The sequence below is a fragment of the Candidatus Nitrosopumilus sp. genome (assembly GCF_040878665.1).
Taxonomy (GTDB): Archaea; Thermoproteota; Nitrososphaeria; order Nitrososphaerales; family Nitrosopumilaceae; genus Nitrosopumilus.
The window spans coordinates 20,628-35,850 of record NZ_JBBDLU010000006.1 but is presented as its reverse complement, the minus strand read 5'-3'; the positions used below and the strand labels follow the sequence as shown (position 1 = coordinate 35,850).

Sequence of the window (15,223 nt, the reverse complement as noted above, 5' to 3'; positions counted from 1 at the left end):
TTATTCACCAAACATTACCGCTAAACCATACATCATTGCAACTGCTGCAAGAACTATTGCGGAATAGATTCCTATTTTGTGTCGATAGTTCTGTGATGCAGGATCATATGGATAGTCTGGTCTAGCAGGTTTTCCTACACCTACTCCACCATGACCTAACATCACTCGAATTCCATTTACAGTATGAAATACACACATTGCAATTACAATTGCTAAAATTGCATGTCCTTCTGTAGTTTGAGTTAATTCAAGAAATTCATTCCATCCTACTTGCCCTCTTAGAATACTGCTAGTTTCATAAATATGGCCAATGAAATATGCAAGCAGCCCCAATCCACTTAATCGCATTAACAAATATGCAACACGTTCAATTCCGTATCTACGTGGATTAATCATTCCTCCAATACCTTCTTTATGTTCATCTTGTGGCATCTAGTATTTTCTCTCCACTGGCTGATACTTAGTTATTGTTACTGGATATGTTTTCATTATTGGTTCATTTGGATCATAGTAAGCAAGTGTGTGATGTAAAAAGTTGGCATCATCCCGTTTAGTATAATCAGTTCTTGCATGTGCACCACGAGATTCCTTTCTGTTTATCGCGCCCAACAATACAATCTCTGCTACTCTAAACATAGAATCAAGTTCCATCACATTTGCAAAATTAGTATTGTACTCTTTTGCTTTGTCATCAACATGTTTCCAAGTTTGTGTTTTTAATTCACGGATTTTTTTAAGACCTTCAACAAGATTGGTTTCATTTCTGTAGACATATGCTTTATCATTCATAGTATCAGTAAGTTGTTGCCTAATTTCATATGGGTTGGCATCACCATTACCTCGAAAGATTCCATCATAGATTCGTTTTTCTTCAGCAGATACCAGATGATGAGGCCAAGGATTTGAAGAATGATTCTTTTGAATATATTCAACTGCTGATTCACCAGTGATTTTACCCCAAACTATACACTCTGAAGTTGAATTTGCACCCAAACGATTTGAGCCATGAACGCTATTACATGCGGCTTCACCGGCTGCCCAAACTCCCTGAATTTCTGTGGCACCATCAATATCAGTATGAAGTCCACCCATCATATAATGACAAACAGGTCTAATATCAAGTAAATCTGTAGCAGGATCAATACCAGAAAATTTTATAGATATTTCTCTAATACCACCTAATTTCTCCTTGATTTTTTCATCTCCCAAATGTCTCAAATCAAGCTTCATACAATCAACTCCAGTTTCATGTTTGAATCCATGACCTTCTTGAATTTCAGTCATGATTGCTCTTGATACAATATCACGTGGAGCTAATTCCATTTTACCAGCAGCATATGTTTTCATAAATCGTTCACCCTTATTGTTAAGAAGATAACCGCCTTCTCCTCGTGCACCTTCTGTAATTAAAATTCCAGAAGGCAAAATTCCTGTTGGATGGAATTGTACAAACTCCATGTCTTTGAGAGCCATACCAGCACGCAATCCCATATCTAATCCGTCAGGAGTTGAGGAAAGTGCATAAGTTGAAAAGCTGTACAATCGTCCTGCACCGCCTGTAGCAACAATGAGTGCTTTTCCTTTAATTGTGTAAAATGTACCAGAGCCTAATTCAATTGCAGTAACTCCCATGAATTTTTTTCCATCATGAATGATAGAAGTTACAAACCATTCGTTAAGATATTCAATATTTTCAAATTTCTGACAAGTGTCATACAAAGTTTGCATTTCAAAGAAACCAACTTTATCAGATGCATATGTTGCTCTTGGAAAACTATAACCACCAAAATTACGTTGATCAATTCTACCATCTTTTCTTCTTGACCATGGCATTCCCCAATGATCTAATTGATGAATTTCCTGTGGCATTTCAACACATAGTCTTTCAGCAACATCTTGGTCTGCGAGAAAATCACTCCCTTTGACGGTATCGTAAATATGAGATTCAATTGTATCACCTTCATCTTCAAAAAGTACGGCTGCAGTGCCACCTTCTGCTGAAACAGAGTGAGAACGCATTACTTGTACTTTTGAGACAATGCCGATTTTGAGATTTGGCCCTTTTTTTGCAGCAGCTATTGCAGCTCGTAAACCTGCAAGACCAGAACCACAAATAATCAAATCAAATTCTATAGAATCAACCATTTTTCAGTCAAACTTGCTTTGGGCGGGATAAATATGTAGTAATTGCTAGGCATAATCCAAAATATTAAAATATATCACTAGTGATATCGCTAGTGATGATTTCTGAATGGTTTCAGAGAGTAGGAAGTTCAATTCCAAGAGGCTTTTCAAGATATTTTATTTTGGAATTATTGAAAAAAACACCACATACAGGAAAAGAGATCATAGATTATGCAGTAGAGCAAAGTAACGGTATTTGGAAACCATCTCCTGGATTGATTTACCCATTGTTAGGAAGGTTACTTGATGAGGGATTGATTGATGAAACAAAAGATGGGAGATATCAACTAACACAGAAAGGAAAAGATACAGCAGATGACGTAGACAAGGTAAATGATATCGTTAAAAAACAATTAGAAGTCTTGTTCAGATTAGGCAATGTTGGAAGATTTGTAGCAATAGATCTTCTAGAAAAAATGTCAGCACTGGGATCTATACTTAGTTCAAATTTTACAAACATGACTGATGATGAGACTCAAAAATACAAGAAATTCCTTGAAGAAGAATTAAAGAAAATTAATGAAAAAAAATCCAAACCAAAAGGAAAAGAGATCAAAATAGAATGATCATGATATTAAAAGGTAAAAATCAATCAGTTTTTTAGAAATACTAATGAGATTACGTATTAGATAACAAAAATCCATAATTTGTGGATGGCTTCAGTTCTAGAAACAAAAACGCGGGATATTTCACAATGATACTATTGTAAAATCATAAATAATTCAGTTAAAGAACACAATCATGAAAAATTTGAAAATTATGTTAAAATCAAAAAAACCACTTGTCATTCCAGGCGTTTATGATGCACTAGGTGCAAAGATTGCTCAAAAAGTAGGATTTGATGCAATGTTTCAAACAGGATATGGAACATCTGCAACATTATTTGGAATGCCAGACTATGGATTTATCGGAGCTACAGAAACTGTTGACAATGCAAGAAGAATTTGCAGAGCAGTATCAGTTCCTGTGATTGTTGATTCAGATACAGGATATGGAAACGCATTAAGCGTATGGAAGTTAGTAAAAGAATTAGAATCTGCAGGAGCGTCTGGAATATTCTTAGAAGACCAACGATGGCCAAAAAGATGTGGCCACATGCAAGGAAAAGAAGTGATCTCACAACAAGAATACACTGAAAAATTATCTGCTGCAATTGATGCAAGGGAGAGTAAAGATTTCATCATTGTTGCACGAACAGATGCAAGAGCAACTGAAGGATTAGATGAAGCAATTCAACGAGGACAACAAAATAAAAAAACAGGAGCAGATGCGGTTTTTGTGGAAGCCCCAAGATCCATTGATGAAATGAAGCGGATAGGAAAAGAAATCAATGCGCCACTAGTTGCAAATATGATTGAAGGTGGAGCCACTCCATTAAGTTCAGCTGAAACATTAAGCAAGATGGGATTTAACATAATTCTGTATCCGTTATCAGTATTGTATGCCAATACATTTGCAACAATGAATATTCTAAAAGAATTGAAAAAATCTGGAAATACTTTAAAGTATAAAGAAAAAGTTGTAAATTTTGATCAGTTTAACGACTTGGTTGAGCTTTCTAAATTTAGAAAGATGGAAGCAAAGTATGGTAAATTAAAAAGAGAATAAAATAAAAAATTTCAAGTAAAGAATCTAGTTTTGATTTCTCTTTACTTCAATTTCTATTGTTGAAACGTTTCTATTTCTACCGTCTTGTGACTCTAGAGATTCTGAGCCAATTTTGATTTCTCCGATAGAGTAGCCTGCATTTTCAGTCTTTCTTGCAATGATTTGAGCTACATCCACAGCACGTCCTATGCTGAGTCCTCTAGCTTTGATGTTGACGGATGGTAAGTTTGCCAATTGAATTAGCGTTGATGTCACATATGCCATCAATGGTTTCTTACCAATGAATACGGTGTCTCGGGTTTCATTTGACATGCAACAGTTGGTATTTAAGGATAATTTAAAGCTAAAAGGGTTTTTTTGAATTAAATTAAAAAAATATTCAAAAATTTGAAGTATTATTAACCAGAAAAATGGAATTTAGTCAGAACTTGAAAAATATTTCGAAAGTTTTAGAATCAGGAAATAGTTTAGAAAAAATCAAAATTTTAGAGATACTAAACAATACAGACAATCCAGAAATTTTAGAAAAAATAATTTCAAAATTAGACGATGATAGTATTGAAGTTAGAGGTGAAGCATTTAGCTCACTAATATTAAATGAAAACGACATTTCAAATTTTTTGATTAATGCTTTAAAGAATACAAGTAAGAATATCAGAGGTTATGCATCATTGGCATTAGCAAACAGAAATGAAACATCTGCAATTCCTGAGATATTGAAACTTGTAAAAGATGAAAGATCAATGGTCAGATCATGTGCACTTGGAGCGCTAGGACATCTAAAGGCGAAAGAAGCTAAAGATGTGTTTCTTGAAGCATTGGTTGATTCCAATATAGAAGTAAAAAAAAGTGCATTACATGCAGTTATTGATCTAAAAATTGAGATTTCAGAAGAAATGATAAAACAGATTTTAAATGAAAATGATTTTGATATAGAAAAGATGATTACTTTGATTAAAAAAATAAGTGGACCGGAAGGGATTTGAACCCTTGATCCGATGCATGCCATGCACCTATCCTACCGGGCTAGACGACCGGCCCAACAATCAGAATTCTGATTGAGATTCGTTTTTCAAATTGGTTATTAACGTTTAGCGGTTTTAGAAGATAGCCGATGTATGAAATTAACACAATATATTTAACCGTGCAAATGTTGATTCAATCGTTATGGTAGTAGATAACAAAGCGACCGTCACTTATGTTCAATTATTAAAAGAAGATCTTGTAATTATTAGACTAGTTCCAAAAGATGGTCCTGTTCCAGATTATCAAGCAGGACAATTCATCACACTAGGTTTACCAAATCCAGTAGAAAATGGAAAAATTGTTAGAAGAGCATATTCAATAGCATCTCATCCAGAAAATAGAGACTATATTGAACTTGTAATTAGATGGGTAAGAAAACCACTTCCAGGAAGATTAACCACCCAAATATTCAATACAAAAGAAGGAGACGAAATTCTTTGGTTAAAACCCACGGGTCGAGCTTTATTGATTAATGAAGAATTTGCCAATGGTGAAAAAGACAACAGACGAATTGTGTGTATTGGTGGTGGAACAGGCCTTGCACCATTTGTAAGTTTTGCACAGCACCTTCACGATATAGGTGATAAACGAGAAATCGTTGTGCTACATGGTGCAAGCTATGTTGATGAATTAAGTTACAAGGATTTGCTAACTGAACTTGAAAACGAGAGCATTGCGAGAGGTAAAGATGAATGGAATTTCAAATATAGAGCAGCAATCAGTAGACCGCAAGAATGGTTTAACAGATCATGGGCAGGTCAAGTTGGAAGAGTCGAGACATTTCTTAGACCAAGGGAAAATGGACTATCCCCATTAGAAGAATTAATTGGCGATAAAATAACTAAAGAAAATACAATATTCTATGTTTGTGGATGGCAAGGAACAATCGATGGTGTGATGGACTTTTTGAATCCCAAAGGATTTGTTACAGAGCACAGCAAACGTGAAGACGGTAGTTTTGAAGTCAAATACGAATCATACGGATAAAATTTTAGAAAATCAATCATTGAAATATGAGAATCATTTAGGTGATAAAGTTGATTACGGCATTATATCTTGCACATCTAAATCCAGTTACAAATGCACATGTTGAAATTATTTCAGAGTTAAAAAAGAAAGCAGACATTGTCAAAGTGATGCCAGTGGTTTTCAAAGATGGGAACAGAGAGGTTAACAGTAAAAGTTTTCCATTTAACTTTGAGACTAGAAAGAAAATGCTAGTCTCAATATTTGGTGATTCCATCCAAATCACAGATGACTATGCGTTTTTTGCTCCATTTAAGAAATACTTGCCTCCATTATTAACCCCAAAATCATGGAAATTGAGAAAACAAATTCTTAGAGGAGTTGAAGGAGAATTTTTTTCATATACTGGAGACAAAATAGAGGGATACATGCTAAAATTTTATGGATTAAAGCCAAAAATTGGTGAGAGAAAATCTCTTTCTGCCACATCAGTTAAAGAGAAACTGTATGATGCAGTACTAAATGAAAAATCTTCTTGGAAAGAAGATGTTCCTGAAAAAATAGCAAAAATAATTGAGGAGGATTGGAATGTGGTAGAAAAATTTGCAAAAAGTGAAGACATGACTACACGAGTTGTAGGAATGAAATTTCCTAAAGAAGGATATGATCGAAAAACTAGTTCATAATTATTTATCAGACATTTCGTGTATTGTTGTGGCTAAAAATACTATACAAAATTTGAAATATTGAAAATAGATTAATACACATACCATAAATTGCTCCTATGAAACTTCCACTTTCAAAATATGTTTGGTTTGATGGAAAGTATATCCTTACAGAAAAAGCTCAAGTTCCAATCACAACACATGCACTTCACTATGGAACATCGATATTTGAAGGGATAAGGGCATATTGGAATGGAAAAAATCTCAACGTGTTTAGATTAGATGAACATGTAAAACGATTTAGAAAGTCAGGACAGTTTTACAACATTATACTTCATTTCTCAGATCAAGAAATTACAGATGCAATAATTGGAATTTGTAAGAAAAACAAGATAACAAAATCATGCTACATAAGACCATTTTACTTTATAGGTGATTATGGAATTAATCTGTATGTAACAGAGAAAGCACCTACAAACGTTGCAATCTTTACATTTCCTTTTGGAGATTTATTTAACAAAAATGGTATTACTGCAGGAGTTGTATCTTGGAGAAAATTCTCAGATATATCTACTCCACCACAAGCAAAGATGGGAGGAAATTATCTTAATTCAATCATTGCAACACAAGAGGCAAAAAGAAATGGGTTTGATGAAGCAATATTACTTGATCATAACGGAAATGTCAGTGAGGCACCAGGAGAGAATATCTTTATCGTAAGAAATGCACAATTGGTAACACCGTCACTTGCATCATCTGCACTTGAGGGAATTACTCGTGATGCAGTTATAAAAATTGCAAAGGATTTGGACATAGATGTTGTTGAAAGAGACATTACAAGAAGTGAGTTAACCATATCAGATGAGATCTTTCTGACAGGTACTGCAGCAGAGATAACACCAATTGTGTCAATGGATTCACAGAAGATAGGAGACGGTAAACCAGGAGACATCACACTAAAGATGATGCAAGAATATTACAACATAGTAATGAACAAAAATGATGATTACACTCATTGGTTAACTGAGGTGTATTAGATGAAAATTGTTCAGATTGGAACTGGTGGATGGGGAAAGAATCACACACGTATTTTGTCACAATTAGGTGTACTTGTAGCAGTATGTGATGCTAATTCTCAGAAAAGCAAGGAATATGGAGAGAAATATTCAGTAAACCATTATGAATCACTAGATGAATTGCTGCGTTCTGAAGAATTTGATGGTGCATTTGTTGTTACACCAACATCAACACACACAGAAATTGCAAAAAAATTGTTAGAGGCAAAAAAACATGTCTTTGTGGAAAAACCAATGACTTACAAATCAGAAGACGGTGAAAAACTTGCAAAACTTGCAGAAAAAAATAAAGTTGTTTTGACTTGTGGATATATAGAGAGATTCAATCCTGCAGTGGATGTAGTAAAAAAAATGGTCAAAGAGAAAAAATTTGGCGAATTAGTTATGCTTGAATTTCATAGAGAGAATAGAATGCCTCTTCACATTAAAGATGTTGGAATTATTTATGATACTTCAGTACATGACATTGATACTGCAAATTGGTTGTTTGATGATATGCCTCAGGTAATATTTGCTAGAGCAGGAAAAATAAGACATGAACATGAAGATTTTGCAAGCATTATGTTAGGATATAAAAATGACAAAGTAGCAATTATTTCATCAAATTGGATTACTCCAAAAAAAGTTAGAAAGTTCAGTGCAGTGTGTTCAGATGCAATAATTTCATCAGACTTTATCAGTCAAGAAATAATCGTAGAAAAAGATGAAGAGACTCAAACAGTTCAAAATGAAAAACAAGAGCCGTTACTGTTAGAGATTAAGAGTTTTCTTGGAGCAATTGAAGGTAAAAACAATCAAGTAGTAACAGCACAACAAGCAGTTAATGTTACTAAAATTGCCGAAGCTGCACTTTTATCTAGTCAAAAAGGAATTCCCATCTATCTGGATCTAAAATGAACAAAACAATGATGGATATTTTGGCATGCCCAATTGACAAAAATCATCCTTTAGAATTATTTGAAATTAAAGAAAAAGACAATGTTGTCTCAGAAGGAGCTCTATTTTGCCCAAAATGCTCTAGATTTTATCCGATAATTGAGGAAATTCCAATCATGCTTCCTGACGAGCTACGAAACAAAAAACAAGAAATGGAGTTTCTAAAAAAGAACAAAGATCAATTACCTGAAAAAATTATTACAAAGGCAAACCCATGGCATTTGTGAGATAATGGTTACTAATTTTATTTCAGAAAAAGCAAAAATCGGGAAGAATGTAAGTATTTGGCATTTTTCATATGTTGGGGACAATGTAGAGATTGGAGATAATGTGAAAATAGGATCCCTTGCACATATTGATTATAATGTAAAAATTGGTGAAAACACAAAGATTGAAGGTCAAGCATATATTCCACCACTTTCAAGAATTGGAAAAAACGTCTTCATTGGTCCAGCAGTAGTACTAACAAATGATCCTTATCCAATGTGTGACAAAATGATAGGAGTTACAATTGAAGATAATGTAATAATTGGTGCACGTGCAGTAATCAAGGCAGGAGTTACTGTAAAAAAGAACAGTGTTGTTGCAATGGGTGCTGTTGTAACAAGAGATGTTCCTGAAGATTCTGTGGTTATTGGTTCACCAGCTACAATCAGATATACCAGAGCAGAGTACGACAAGAAACAAAGACGGTGGAAAGAAAGTTAAGACTTTATCTCTTTTTTGAAAATAAAGTTTTTTAGTTTTGATAGAATCAAAATCCAAATTACAACTAGAACAATTGCAATTACTCCTTTAACTACAGATCCAATAAACCAATCAAGGTCACCAAAACCAGTAATAGTAATTGGTCCTAAAATTGTAACTAGAATTCCACCTCCAATAATTATCAAGACCCACATTCCAAACAAAAATCCAAACAACGCGGATTTCAAAGAGAGACACCCATCATAAACGCTGTAATTATTGCCAAGATTCCTGAAAATATTCCTAGTTTGAAAATTACAAATGCAATTTGTTTTTCAGACAATGGTCCTCCTGCAAGAATCAATCTTACCAAAGTTATTGGGGCAGTCTTGTCGTTTGTTGCCTCTAATCTGTTGTTATTAGTAAATATTACTGGTTTTCCCTTGATCTCTCTGTGTTCTACTATGCGTTTTACGCTTGACAAGAATAAAAATGAGTTTATCACTGCAGGCAATAGTGCCACTGCTGCAATGATTTCTACGCCACCTACAATTGCAATTGCGCCATACATTGCACCTAGTGTTAGTGCACCAGAATCTCCAGGAAAAATTTTGCTTGGGATTTTATGATATTTGTAAAATGCCAATGAGACAAAACCAAGCGGCAAGCTAACTATTGCAATTTCATAATTTTGTACAATAAACAAACAGATAGATAATGTAAAACTTACAATTACCATAAAACCACTTGCAACACCGTTTAACACATCAATTGAATTAATCGTGTTTCCAGTAATTGGAATCATAAAGATTATCAATGCAAGATATAGTGCTGGAATTTGTACTGCTCCAAACAACGGAAACGCAAGTTCTGAATCATATGTACCAAAAACAATGATTGGAATTGCAGCAACAGCAAGTGCTGCAGGTTTAAACCATCCACTCATTACTCTTCTATCATCTACATATCCAATTGCAAATGCTGCAGATGTTGTGATAATTATTGCAAGAATTTCATTGAGTTGCAAAAATGCATAGAGAATAATCTCAGATGCAATGATTCCTGCGATAATTGATGGTCCGCCAGGTCTTACTACCATTATATCTTCTATTTTGTTCATATCTTTTACTGCAAAATTTCTTTTTTCTAAAACTTTGATGAGTGGTGGTGTCATAAAATACACAACAAAAAACGCAACAATACATGATATTACAGCAGGAATAAGTAACTCAGTCAATTATCTAACCTTTCGTGACTCGTCTTTTATCTTATCTGCAATGGTTGAACCGATTTTATCAATATCTGCCAATTTATTCACAGGAATCTTCCTCAAATCATCCAAAGTTTTGATTCCGTGTTTGTAAAGAGCTCTTGCTCTGACCCTACCTATTCCTTTAATCCTGACTAGATCAAGCAATTCTTCTCGAATTCCATAAACAATTCTTTTTCTCAAATCACCTAGTTCTTCTAGTAAATCTGCTCGCTCAACATGTTTTGATATTTCCCTAAGGCAGTATACAAGCCAATTTGCACTCTCAGTCATCCTATGCATATCTCCAGACTCTATTCCTAGGTTATCTGAGAGTGATAATTCAGTGGATTCAGTAATCCAAAACTGTAAGGCCAATAGACTCCTTGAACAATCATATTCTGAGATTGGCTCTAAGAGTTGAGAGGAGTTGTTCTCTATCATCAAGCTTGCTGATTCATAGTCTTTTTGTCGTAGTGAGAATTTTGGGAAAAAGTCTTCACAGTTTGTAATTAAATGTAAAAATCCAAAAGTATGCTTTCTTTCTTGAGATATATTTTCTATTGAATCTCTAAAGTATGTTGCAGTTAGCGGATCAATGTACAACATTGATGTTTTTTTTCCAAATTCAGTGGCTGCATATCTATCACCTTTTTTGATTATTAGAAATTTGCTTGAAAGAAAACGCAGAGAAATATCAATTGCAAATTTTATTGTTGGTTTTCTTGATTGTAATCCACCTAATGTTTGCAAAAAAAACTCTAAAATTTCTTCTTTTTTTATTCCGGGATGTGTGACTATAACACTAAGTATGTGAGTTCGCAAAGATTTGTCATCGGTGATTTTAGATACGATTGGTTCTGGCTCTCCGTTAATGTAGTACTCCATTAGATCCTCAGTATTTCCGTTTCCGACAATTATTGATTCTCCATAATCATCATACTGTGGTCTTCCTGCTCTTCCACACAACTGTTTATACTCCAAAATACTGATTGGTCTGTTTGCCCCAACTTTTGCATTGTATCTATTTACATTTGATATTACAACTCGTCTTGCAGGAAGATTGACACCTGCAGCTAATGTTGGAGTAGAGGATAATAGTTTGATTGTACCTTTACGAAATTCGGTCTCTATTGTTTCTCGACACTTTTGGTTCAATCCTGCATGATGAAATGCAACTCCTTTTTTTACAAGCAATGCAAGTGTCTTTACCAATTCAGTGTGTTCGTTTTCAGATAGAATTTTCTTTGATGTTTTTTCTAGTTCTATAATTTCTTTTTTTTCTAGTATCTGAGAGATGGCATCAGCTGCTTTTGTTGCAAGTGCTTTTGAGCGAACTCTAGTCTCTGCAAACACTAGAGACTGACCTCCTTGCTGTACTGATTGTACGCCTAAATCAATGGGAGTTCCCCTCAGACTACGCTCAATCTCAAAGGTTTTGCCATCATTCATCGTTATTTGCCCCCCATCACATACTCCCTCAGTTAGCGGGACTGGTCGCCAGTCATTTTTTACCAGTGTGCAACCAAGCCAGTTTGCAATCTCATCAGAATTGGTAATTGTTGCACTAAGACCTACAATCTGAGGCTTTGGATCTAATAATTTTAGTTGCGTTAGAATCATCTCAAGTGTTGGACCTCTGCTTTCATCCCCAATCAAATGCACTTCATCTGAAATAACTAGACCAATTTCTTCAACCCACTCTGTTCCATGTCGAATAATTGAATCCATTTTTTCATTTGTTAAAACCAATACGTTGCTACTGTCTAAATTTTTTTCAATGGTTTCAAAATCACCTGTAGATATTGCGACTTTAATTTTATTTCCTAGTGATATTTTTTCTAATTTTTTAAATTCTATAAACTTTTCAGCAGCTAGTGCACGTAAGGGACTGAGATAAATTATTTTACCTTTGTTCTTTGAAAGATAGTTAAGCATGGCAAGCATTGCAATCAAAGTCTTTCCACTTGCAGTAGGAGCAGACACCAGAATACTTTTACCATCTAGCAGTCCAGACTTTACGCTGTCTGCTTGTGGTGGATATAATTTTGTAAAACCCTGTGATTTTAAAAATTCAATTGCAGAATCAGAAAGTTCTAGTTTCTCTATGTTCATACTCGGTTATAGTGACCGGGTTTTGATTCATAAATAGATGCTTCTCTGAGCATTCTTCTGATATAGTTTCTTGCTTCCTCCTCTGAGAATTTTTCACTCTTTTCTAGCTCTTTGACAAATGTTTTCTCATCGACTGGAACCTTGTTATCACCTTCTAGACTTTTGAGTACATCCATGAACAACTGCATCTTTGAAACTTCACTTCTTGGTTTTCCTTGTAATACACCAAGATCGACTTTGCCAGTATTGACATCAACACCGGCATCCTGAAGCATGCTCTGAATCAGAAATATTGCACGATCAGCATCTTCTTCCTCTACCTTGTCCTTCATTAGGAGTCTGGCTCTGGCAGTTGAAAGTCTGATAATTCCCTCTAATTGTCTAGGAGTAACTGTAATCATCTCTTCAGATTCTACATTTCTCATTTGTAGATAGTACGATAAAATTTTCTCTTCAGCTTCTTTTGTCAAATCTGGAACACCACGTTTTGCATAAGAGAGATACTTTGTTAGCAAGTCAACTTCAATTACAGATTTTTTGTCAGTTCCTTTTGTTGTGTTTCTTTGAATTATGTGTCTTGCAATCTTTTCATCTCTTTCTTTTGTAGGAATATCTCTTACAACAAAGATCAAGTCAAATCTTGTAAGCAGAGGTATTGGTAAGTTGACATTTTCTGTAATATTCTTGAAAGGATCATATTTTCCATACATTGGGTTTGCTGCAGCTAAAATTGAAGTTCTTGCATTTAGTGTAGCTACAATACCACCTTTTGCAATACTTGCTGATTGTTGTTCCATGACTTCGTGTAAAGCACTTCTGTCTTCAGGTTTCATCTTATCAAATTCATCTATACTTACAAGACCTTGATCACCTAGTACAACGGCACCAGCTTCTAACATCATAATTCCCGTTTTGTCTCGGACTACAGCAGCTGTAAGTCCTGCAGCTGTTGAACCTCTACCAGAAGTGTACAGTCCTCTTGGCGCAATTCTTGCACAAAACTTTAGCATCTCGGATTTTGCAGTACCAGGATCTCCTACAAGAAATATATTAATGTCACCTCTAATCTTGCTTCCATCACCTAATAACCTCTGATTAGAACCAACAATTAGTAAGAGAATAGCTTCTTTGATTAATGCTTGACCTTGAATGTGTGGAGCAAATGAATCAATTAATCTTTGATATACATCAGAACTTTGACTGAGAGCCTTGATGAGTTTTTCTTCTTCAGGAGAGATTTCTTCTCTTCCAATCTTTCTATCAGTTTTGGAACCACGTCCACTCAAAAATTCAATGTTGTTTCCCTCAATTCTTAATCTGTACAATCCACTATGACCTCTCTGAATTCCTGCTACAGATTCTTGTTCCACTCTTACTACACCAGTAAGGATAATTCTATCACCAGGTCTTGCATTATCTACTAAATCCTGCCTAATTGTAACATCAATGTAGTGAGGAAGTTGTCCCGGAGGCAAGTCCTCAGGAAGTTCTTGTAATCTCAGAATCTGAAAATCAATAAACTTGCTTGCTTCTGGCTTTAATTCAAAATCTCTGTGTTTACAAGTTGGGTTATCACATACTATTGGAATCTTTACATCCATTCCTTTGAGTTGAATTACTTTGGTTTTATGCTCATCAGGACATACAAAGACTAGTTCTTTTGCAAGTGGTTTTACCTCTGATGCTCTAACTACCATACCTGAAACACTTGTGATGTGTCCAATGGTTTCAGCATTGATTTGTCTTAGACTACGCTCGAGTGGAAAATTAATTAGTCTTACACGAACTTCATCTTTGATCTTTTCAGCATAATCGCTAAATCTTGTTTGTAATGCTTCTTTGATTGCTCTAGAAAATGCATCAAATAATCTATCAGGATTTTGAGAAAATATAATCTCAATTTGTGGTTCTACAACCAAATCATTGTAATCAACAATGATGTATTTTGCATTTTTTGGCATCATCTCGTCGATTGCATCAACATACTTGTAGATGCCATTTCGATCCTTGAATCTAGTGAGGAATTCTTTTACTTTATCTGATAATGCAGAATCTGTAAATGTACTAGTTTGAGCGCTGCTCATTTAGATCTCCTGTTATTTGTTTTTCAAATTCTACGCTATTATCATGAATTGTTTTGTAAAAAATAGTTTCTTCAACAGTTAGTTTGTTGTATAGTTCAGAATTGAGTTTAATGGAATCTGCAAGTTTTACTAGTTTACCTCTTCGCATTCGGAATAATTCTAACATCATACTTTCAACTCTGTCAAAATCATCACGATTTAGTATTTTCATTGATTCTTTTAGTTTGATGTAAAAGTGAGGATCAAGTATAGATATTTGGTATTCACCAACCATCTTTTCTTTTGATAGTGCTTGTTTTAGCTCAGTTATCATATCAGGTGTATCCAAAGATCCTATTTTATTATCAGATAGAATCTTTCCAACCCACTGAGGCATGTTATTTGTGTCTCCCTGAGTTCCTTCAATTTTCATACCAGCCACGTTGTATTTGAAATCTTGATTAACTGTAAACTTAGCATCCTTTAGACGGTATCCTATAGAATGTACTTTTTCTACTTTATCTATTTCCATTTGAGATCACTTATCCTCATTTAGATCCTCAAGTATCGGATCGATCAATTCTGTTAACAATTTAGTGAGATCAATTGATCCTAATTAATTTCAGGCTGATCGCAGTACAAATTACG

General features: G+C 34.6%; 17 protein-coding genes and 1 tRNA gene. 9 read left to right on the top strand and 9 right to left on the bottom strand.

Annotated elements, in window-relative coordinates:
- Both WDZ98_RS04815 and WDZ98_RS04810 read right to left on the bottom strand, forming a co-directional pair.
- Positions 1-432 (bottom strand): succinate dehydrogenase, encoded by a 432-nt coding sequence (locus WDZ98_RS04815; RefSeq protein ID WP_368059409.1) that lies wholly within the window; start codon positions 430-432, stop codon positions 1-3.
- The gene (locus WDZ98_RS04810; protein WP_368059411.1) at positions 433-2,145 is read right to left on the bottom strand and encodes a succinate dehydrogenase/fumarate reductase flavoprotein subunit; all 1,713 of its coding nucleotides are present in this window, start codon (positions 2,143-2,145) and stop codon (positions 433-435) included.
- Between the two features lie 95 nt (positions 2,146-2,240).
- Here WDZ98_RS04810 and WDZ98_RS04805 point away from each other — a divergent pair, with 95 nt between their 5' ends.
- Together WDZ98_RS04805 and WDZ98_RS04800 are read left to right on the top strand one after the other, a co-directional pair.
- A complete protein-coding gene (locus WDZ98_RS04805; protein WP_368059498.1) occupies positions 2,241-2,750 on the top strand; it encodes a PadR family transcriptional regulator in 510 nt (169 codons plus the stop codon).
- Between the two features lie 193 nt (positions 2,751-2,943).
- Complete coding sequence (locus WDZ98_RS04800) at positions 2,944-3,792, top strand: oxaloacetate decarboxylase (RefSeq protein WP_368059500.1); 849 nt, start codon at positions 2,944-2,946, stop codon at positions 3,790-3,792.
- Between the two features lie 24 nt (positions 3,793-3,816).
- Here the strand turns inward: WDZ98_RS04800 and WDZ98_RS04795 are convergent, their stop codons facing one another.
- The gene (locus tag WDZ98_RS04795) at positions 3,817-4,104 is read right to left on the bottom strand and encodes a DNA-binding protein (protein ID WP_368059413.1); all 288 of its coding nucleotides are present in this window, start codon (positions 4,102-4,104) and stop codon (positions 3,817-3,819) included.
- 116 nt (positions 4,105-4,220) lie between these two features.
- On the opposite strand from WDZ98_RS04795, the gene WDZ98_RS04790 reads away from it, so the two are divergent.
- Complete coding sequence (locus tag WDZ98_RS04790; protein ID WP_368059502.1) at positions 4,221-4,778, top strand: HEAT repeat domain-containing protein; 558 nt, start codon at positions 4,221-4,223, stop codon at positions 4,776-4,778.
- Here the strand turns inward: WDZ98_RS04790 and WDZ98_RS04785 are convergent.
- A tRNA-Ala gene (locus WDZ98_RS04785) sits at positions 4,760-4,833 on the bottom strand. The genes WDZ98_RS04790 and WDZ98_RS04785 overlap by 19 nt on opposite strands.
- A 126-nt stretch (positions 4,834-4,959) precedes the next feature.
- On the opposite strand from WDZ98_RS04785, the gene WDZ98_RS04780 reads away from it, so the two are divergent.
- The 6 genes from WDZ98_RS04780 to WDZ98_RS04755 all read left to right on the top strand — a co-directional run bounded on the left by WDZ98_RS04780 (position 4,960) and on the right by WDZ98_RS04755 (position 9,169).
- Positions 4,960-5,805, top strand: a complete 846-nt coding sequence (locus WDZ98_RS04780) for a ferredoxin--NADP reductase (RefSeq protein WP_368059415.1) — start codon at positions 4,960-4,962, stop codon at positions 5,803-5,805.
- 50 nt (positions 5,806-5,855) lie between these two features.
- Positions 5,856-6,470, top strand: a complete 615-nt coding sequence (locus tag WDZ98_RS04775) for a hypothetical protein (RefSeq protein WP_368059504.1) — start codon at positions 5,856-5,858, stop codon at positions 6,468-6,470.
- Positions 6,471-6,568: 98 nt separating this feature from the next.
- Positions 6,569-7,486 carry a branched-chain amino acid transaminase gene (locus WDZ98_RS04770; protein WP_368059417.1) on the top strand — a complete coding sequence of 306 codons (918 nt, stop codon included), beginning with the start codon at positions 6,569-6,571 and terminating at the stop codon, positions 7,484-7,486.
- Positions 7,487-8,422: a Gfo/Idh/MocA family protein gene (locus tag WDZ98_RS04765; RefSeq protein WP_368059419.1), complete on the top strand. Its 936-nt coding sequence runs from the start codon at positions 7,487-7,489 to the stop codon at positions 8,420-8,422.
- Positions 8,419-8,688: a Trm112 family protein gene (locus WDZ98_RS04760; RefSeq protein ID WP_368059421.1), complete on the top strand. Its 270-nt coding sequence runs from the start codon at positions 8,419-8,421 to the stop codon at positions 8,686-8,688. Before WDZ98_RS04765 ends, WDZ98_RS04760 begins: the two co-directional genes overlap by 4 nt.
- Before the next feature lie 4 nt (positions 8,689-8,692).
- A complete protein-coding gene (locus WDZ98_RS04755; RefSeq protein ID WP_368059423.1) occupies positions 8,693-9,169 on the top strand; it encodes an acyltransferase in 477 nt (158 codons plus the stop codon).
- Here WDZ98_RS04755 and WDZ98_RS04750 read toward each other — a convergent pair.
- Genes WDZ98_RS04750 through WDZ98_RS04730 form a run of 5 tightly spaced genes read right to left on the bottom strand, consistent with a single transcriptional unit; the run spans position 9,166 to position 15,107 of the window.
- Positions 9,166-9,396 (bottom strand): hypothetical protein, encoded by a 231-nt coding sequence (locus tag WDZ98_RS04750; RefSeq protein ID WP_368059425.1) that lies wholly within the window; start codon positions 9,394-9,396, stop codon positions 9,166-9,168. The genes WDZ98_RS04755 and WDZ98_RS04750 overlap by 4 nt on opposite strands.
- A complete protein-coding gene (locus WDZ98_RS04745) occupies positions 9,393-10,385 on the bottom strand; it encodes a glycosyltransferase 4 family protein (protein ID WP_368059427.1) in 993 nt (330 codons plus the stop codon). The genes WDZ98_RS04750 and WDZ98_RS04745 overlap by 4 nt, the downstream gene beginning before the upstream one ends.
- Positions 10,386-12,512: a DEAD/DEAH box helicase gene (locus tag WDZ98_RS04740; protein ID WP_368059429.1), complete on the bottom strand. Its 2,127-nt coding sequence runs from the start codon at positions 12,510-12,512 to the stop codon at positions 10,386-10,388.
- On the bottom strand, positions 12,509-14,596 hold the full coding sequence (locus WDZ98_RS04735; RefSeq protein ID WP_368059431.1) for a minichromosome maintenance protein MCM: 2,088 nt from the start codon (positions 14,594-14,596) through the stop codon (positions 12,509-12,511). The genes WDZ98_RS04740 and WDZ98_RS04735 overlap by 4 nt, the downstream gene beginning before the upstream one ends.
- The gene (locus WDZ98_RS04730) at positions 14,577-15,107 is read right to left on the bottom strand and encodes a hypothetical protein (protein ID WP_368059433.1); all 531 of its coding nucleotides are present in this window, start codon (positions 15,105-15,107) and stop codon (positions 14,577-14,579) included. Before WDZ98_RS04730 ends, WDZ98_RS04735 begins: the two co-directional genes overlap by 20 nt.
- Positions 15,108-15,223: the final 116 nt, after the last annotated feature.

What these genes read in the sequence shown, in the direction of transcription:
- WDZ98_RS04730 (WP_368059433.1), bottom strand. Translation starts at nt 15,107, where the DNA reads ATGGAAATAGATAAAGTAGAAAAAGTACATTCTATAGGATACCGTCTA.
- WDZ98_RS04760 (WP_368059421.1), top strand. Translation starts at nt 8,419, where the DNA reads ATGAACAAAACAATGATGGATATTTTGGCATGCCCAATTGACAAAAAT.
- WDZ98_RS04815 (WP_368059409.1), bottom strand. Translation starts at nt 432, where the DNA reads ATGCCACAAGATGAACATAAAGAAGGTATTGGAGGAATGATTAATCCA.
- WDZ98_RS04735 (WP_368059431.1), bottom strand. Translation starts at nt 14,596, where the DNA reads ATGAGCAGCGCTCAAACTAGTACATTTACAGATTCTGCATTATCAGAT.
- WDZ98_RS04770 (WP_368059417.1), top strand. Translation starts at nt 6,569, where the DNA reads ATGAAACTTCCACTTTCAAAATATGTTTGGTTTGATGGAAAGTATATC.
- WDZ98_RS04740 (WP_368059429.1), bottom strand. Translation starts at nt 12,512, where the DNA reads ATGAACATAGAGAAACTAGAACTTTCTGATTCTGCAATTGAATTTTTA.
- WDZ98_RS04765 (WP_368059419.1), top strand. Translation starts at nt 7,487, where the DNA reads ATGAAAATTGTTCAGATTGGAACTGGTGGATGGGGAAAGAATCACACA.
- WDZ98_RS04755 (WP_368059423.1), top strand. Translation starts at nt 8,693, where the DNA reads ATGGTTACTAATTTTATTTCAGAAAAAGCAAAAATCGGGAAGAATGTA.
- WDZ98_RS04805 (WP_368059498.1), top strand. Translation starts at nt 2,241, where the DNA reads ATGATTTCTGAATGGTTTCAGAGAGTAGGAAGTTCAATTCCAAGAGGC.
- WDZ98_RS04795 (WP_368059413.1), bottom strand. Translation starts at nt 4,104, where the DNA reads ATGTCAAATGAAACCCGAGACACCGTATTCATTGGTAAGAAACCATTG.
- WDZ98_RS04800 (WP_368059500.1), top strand. Translation starts at nt 2,944, where the DNA reads ATGTTAAAATCAAAAAAACCACTTGTCATTCCAGGCGTTTATGATGCA.
- WDZ98_RS04810 (WP_368059411.1), bottom strand. Translation starts at nt 2,145, where the DNA reads ATGGTTGATTCTATAGAATTTGATTTGATTATTTGTGGTTCTGGTCTT.
- WDZ98_RS04780 (WP_368059415.1), top strand. Translation starts at nt 4,960, where the DNA reads ATGGTAGTAGATAACAAAGCGACCGTCACTTATGTTCAATTATTAAAA.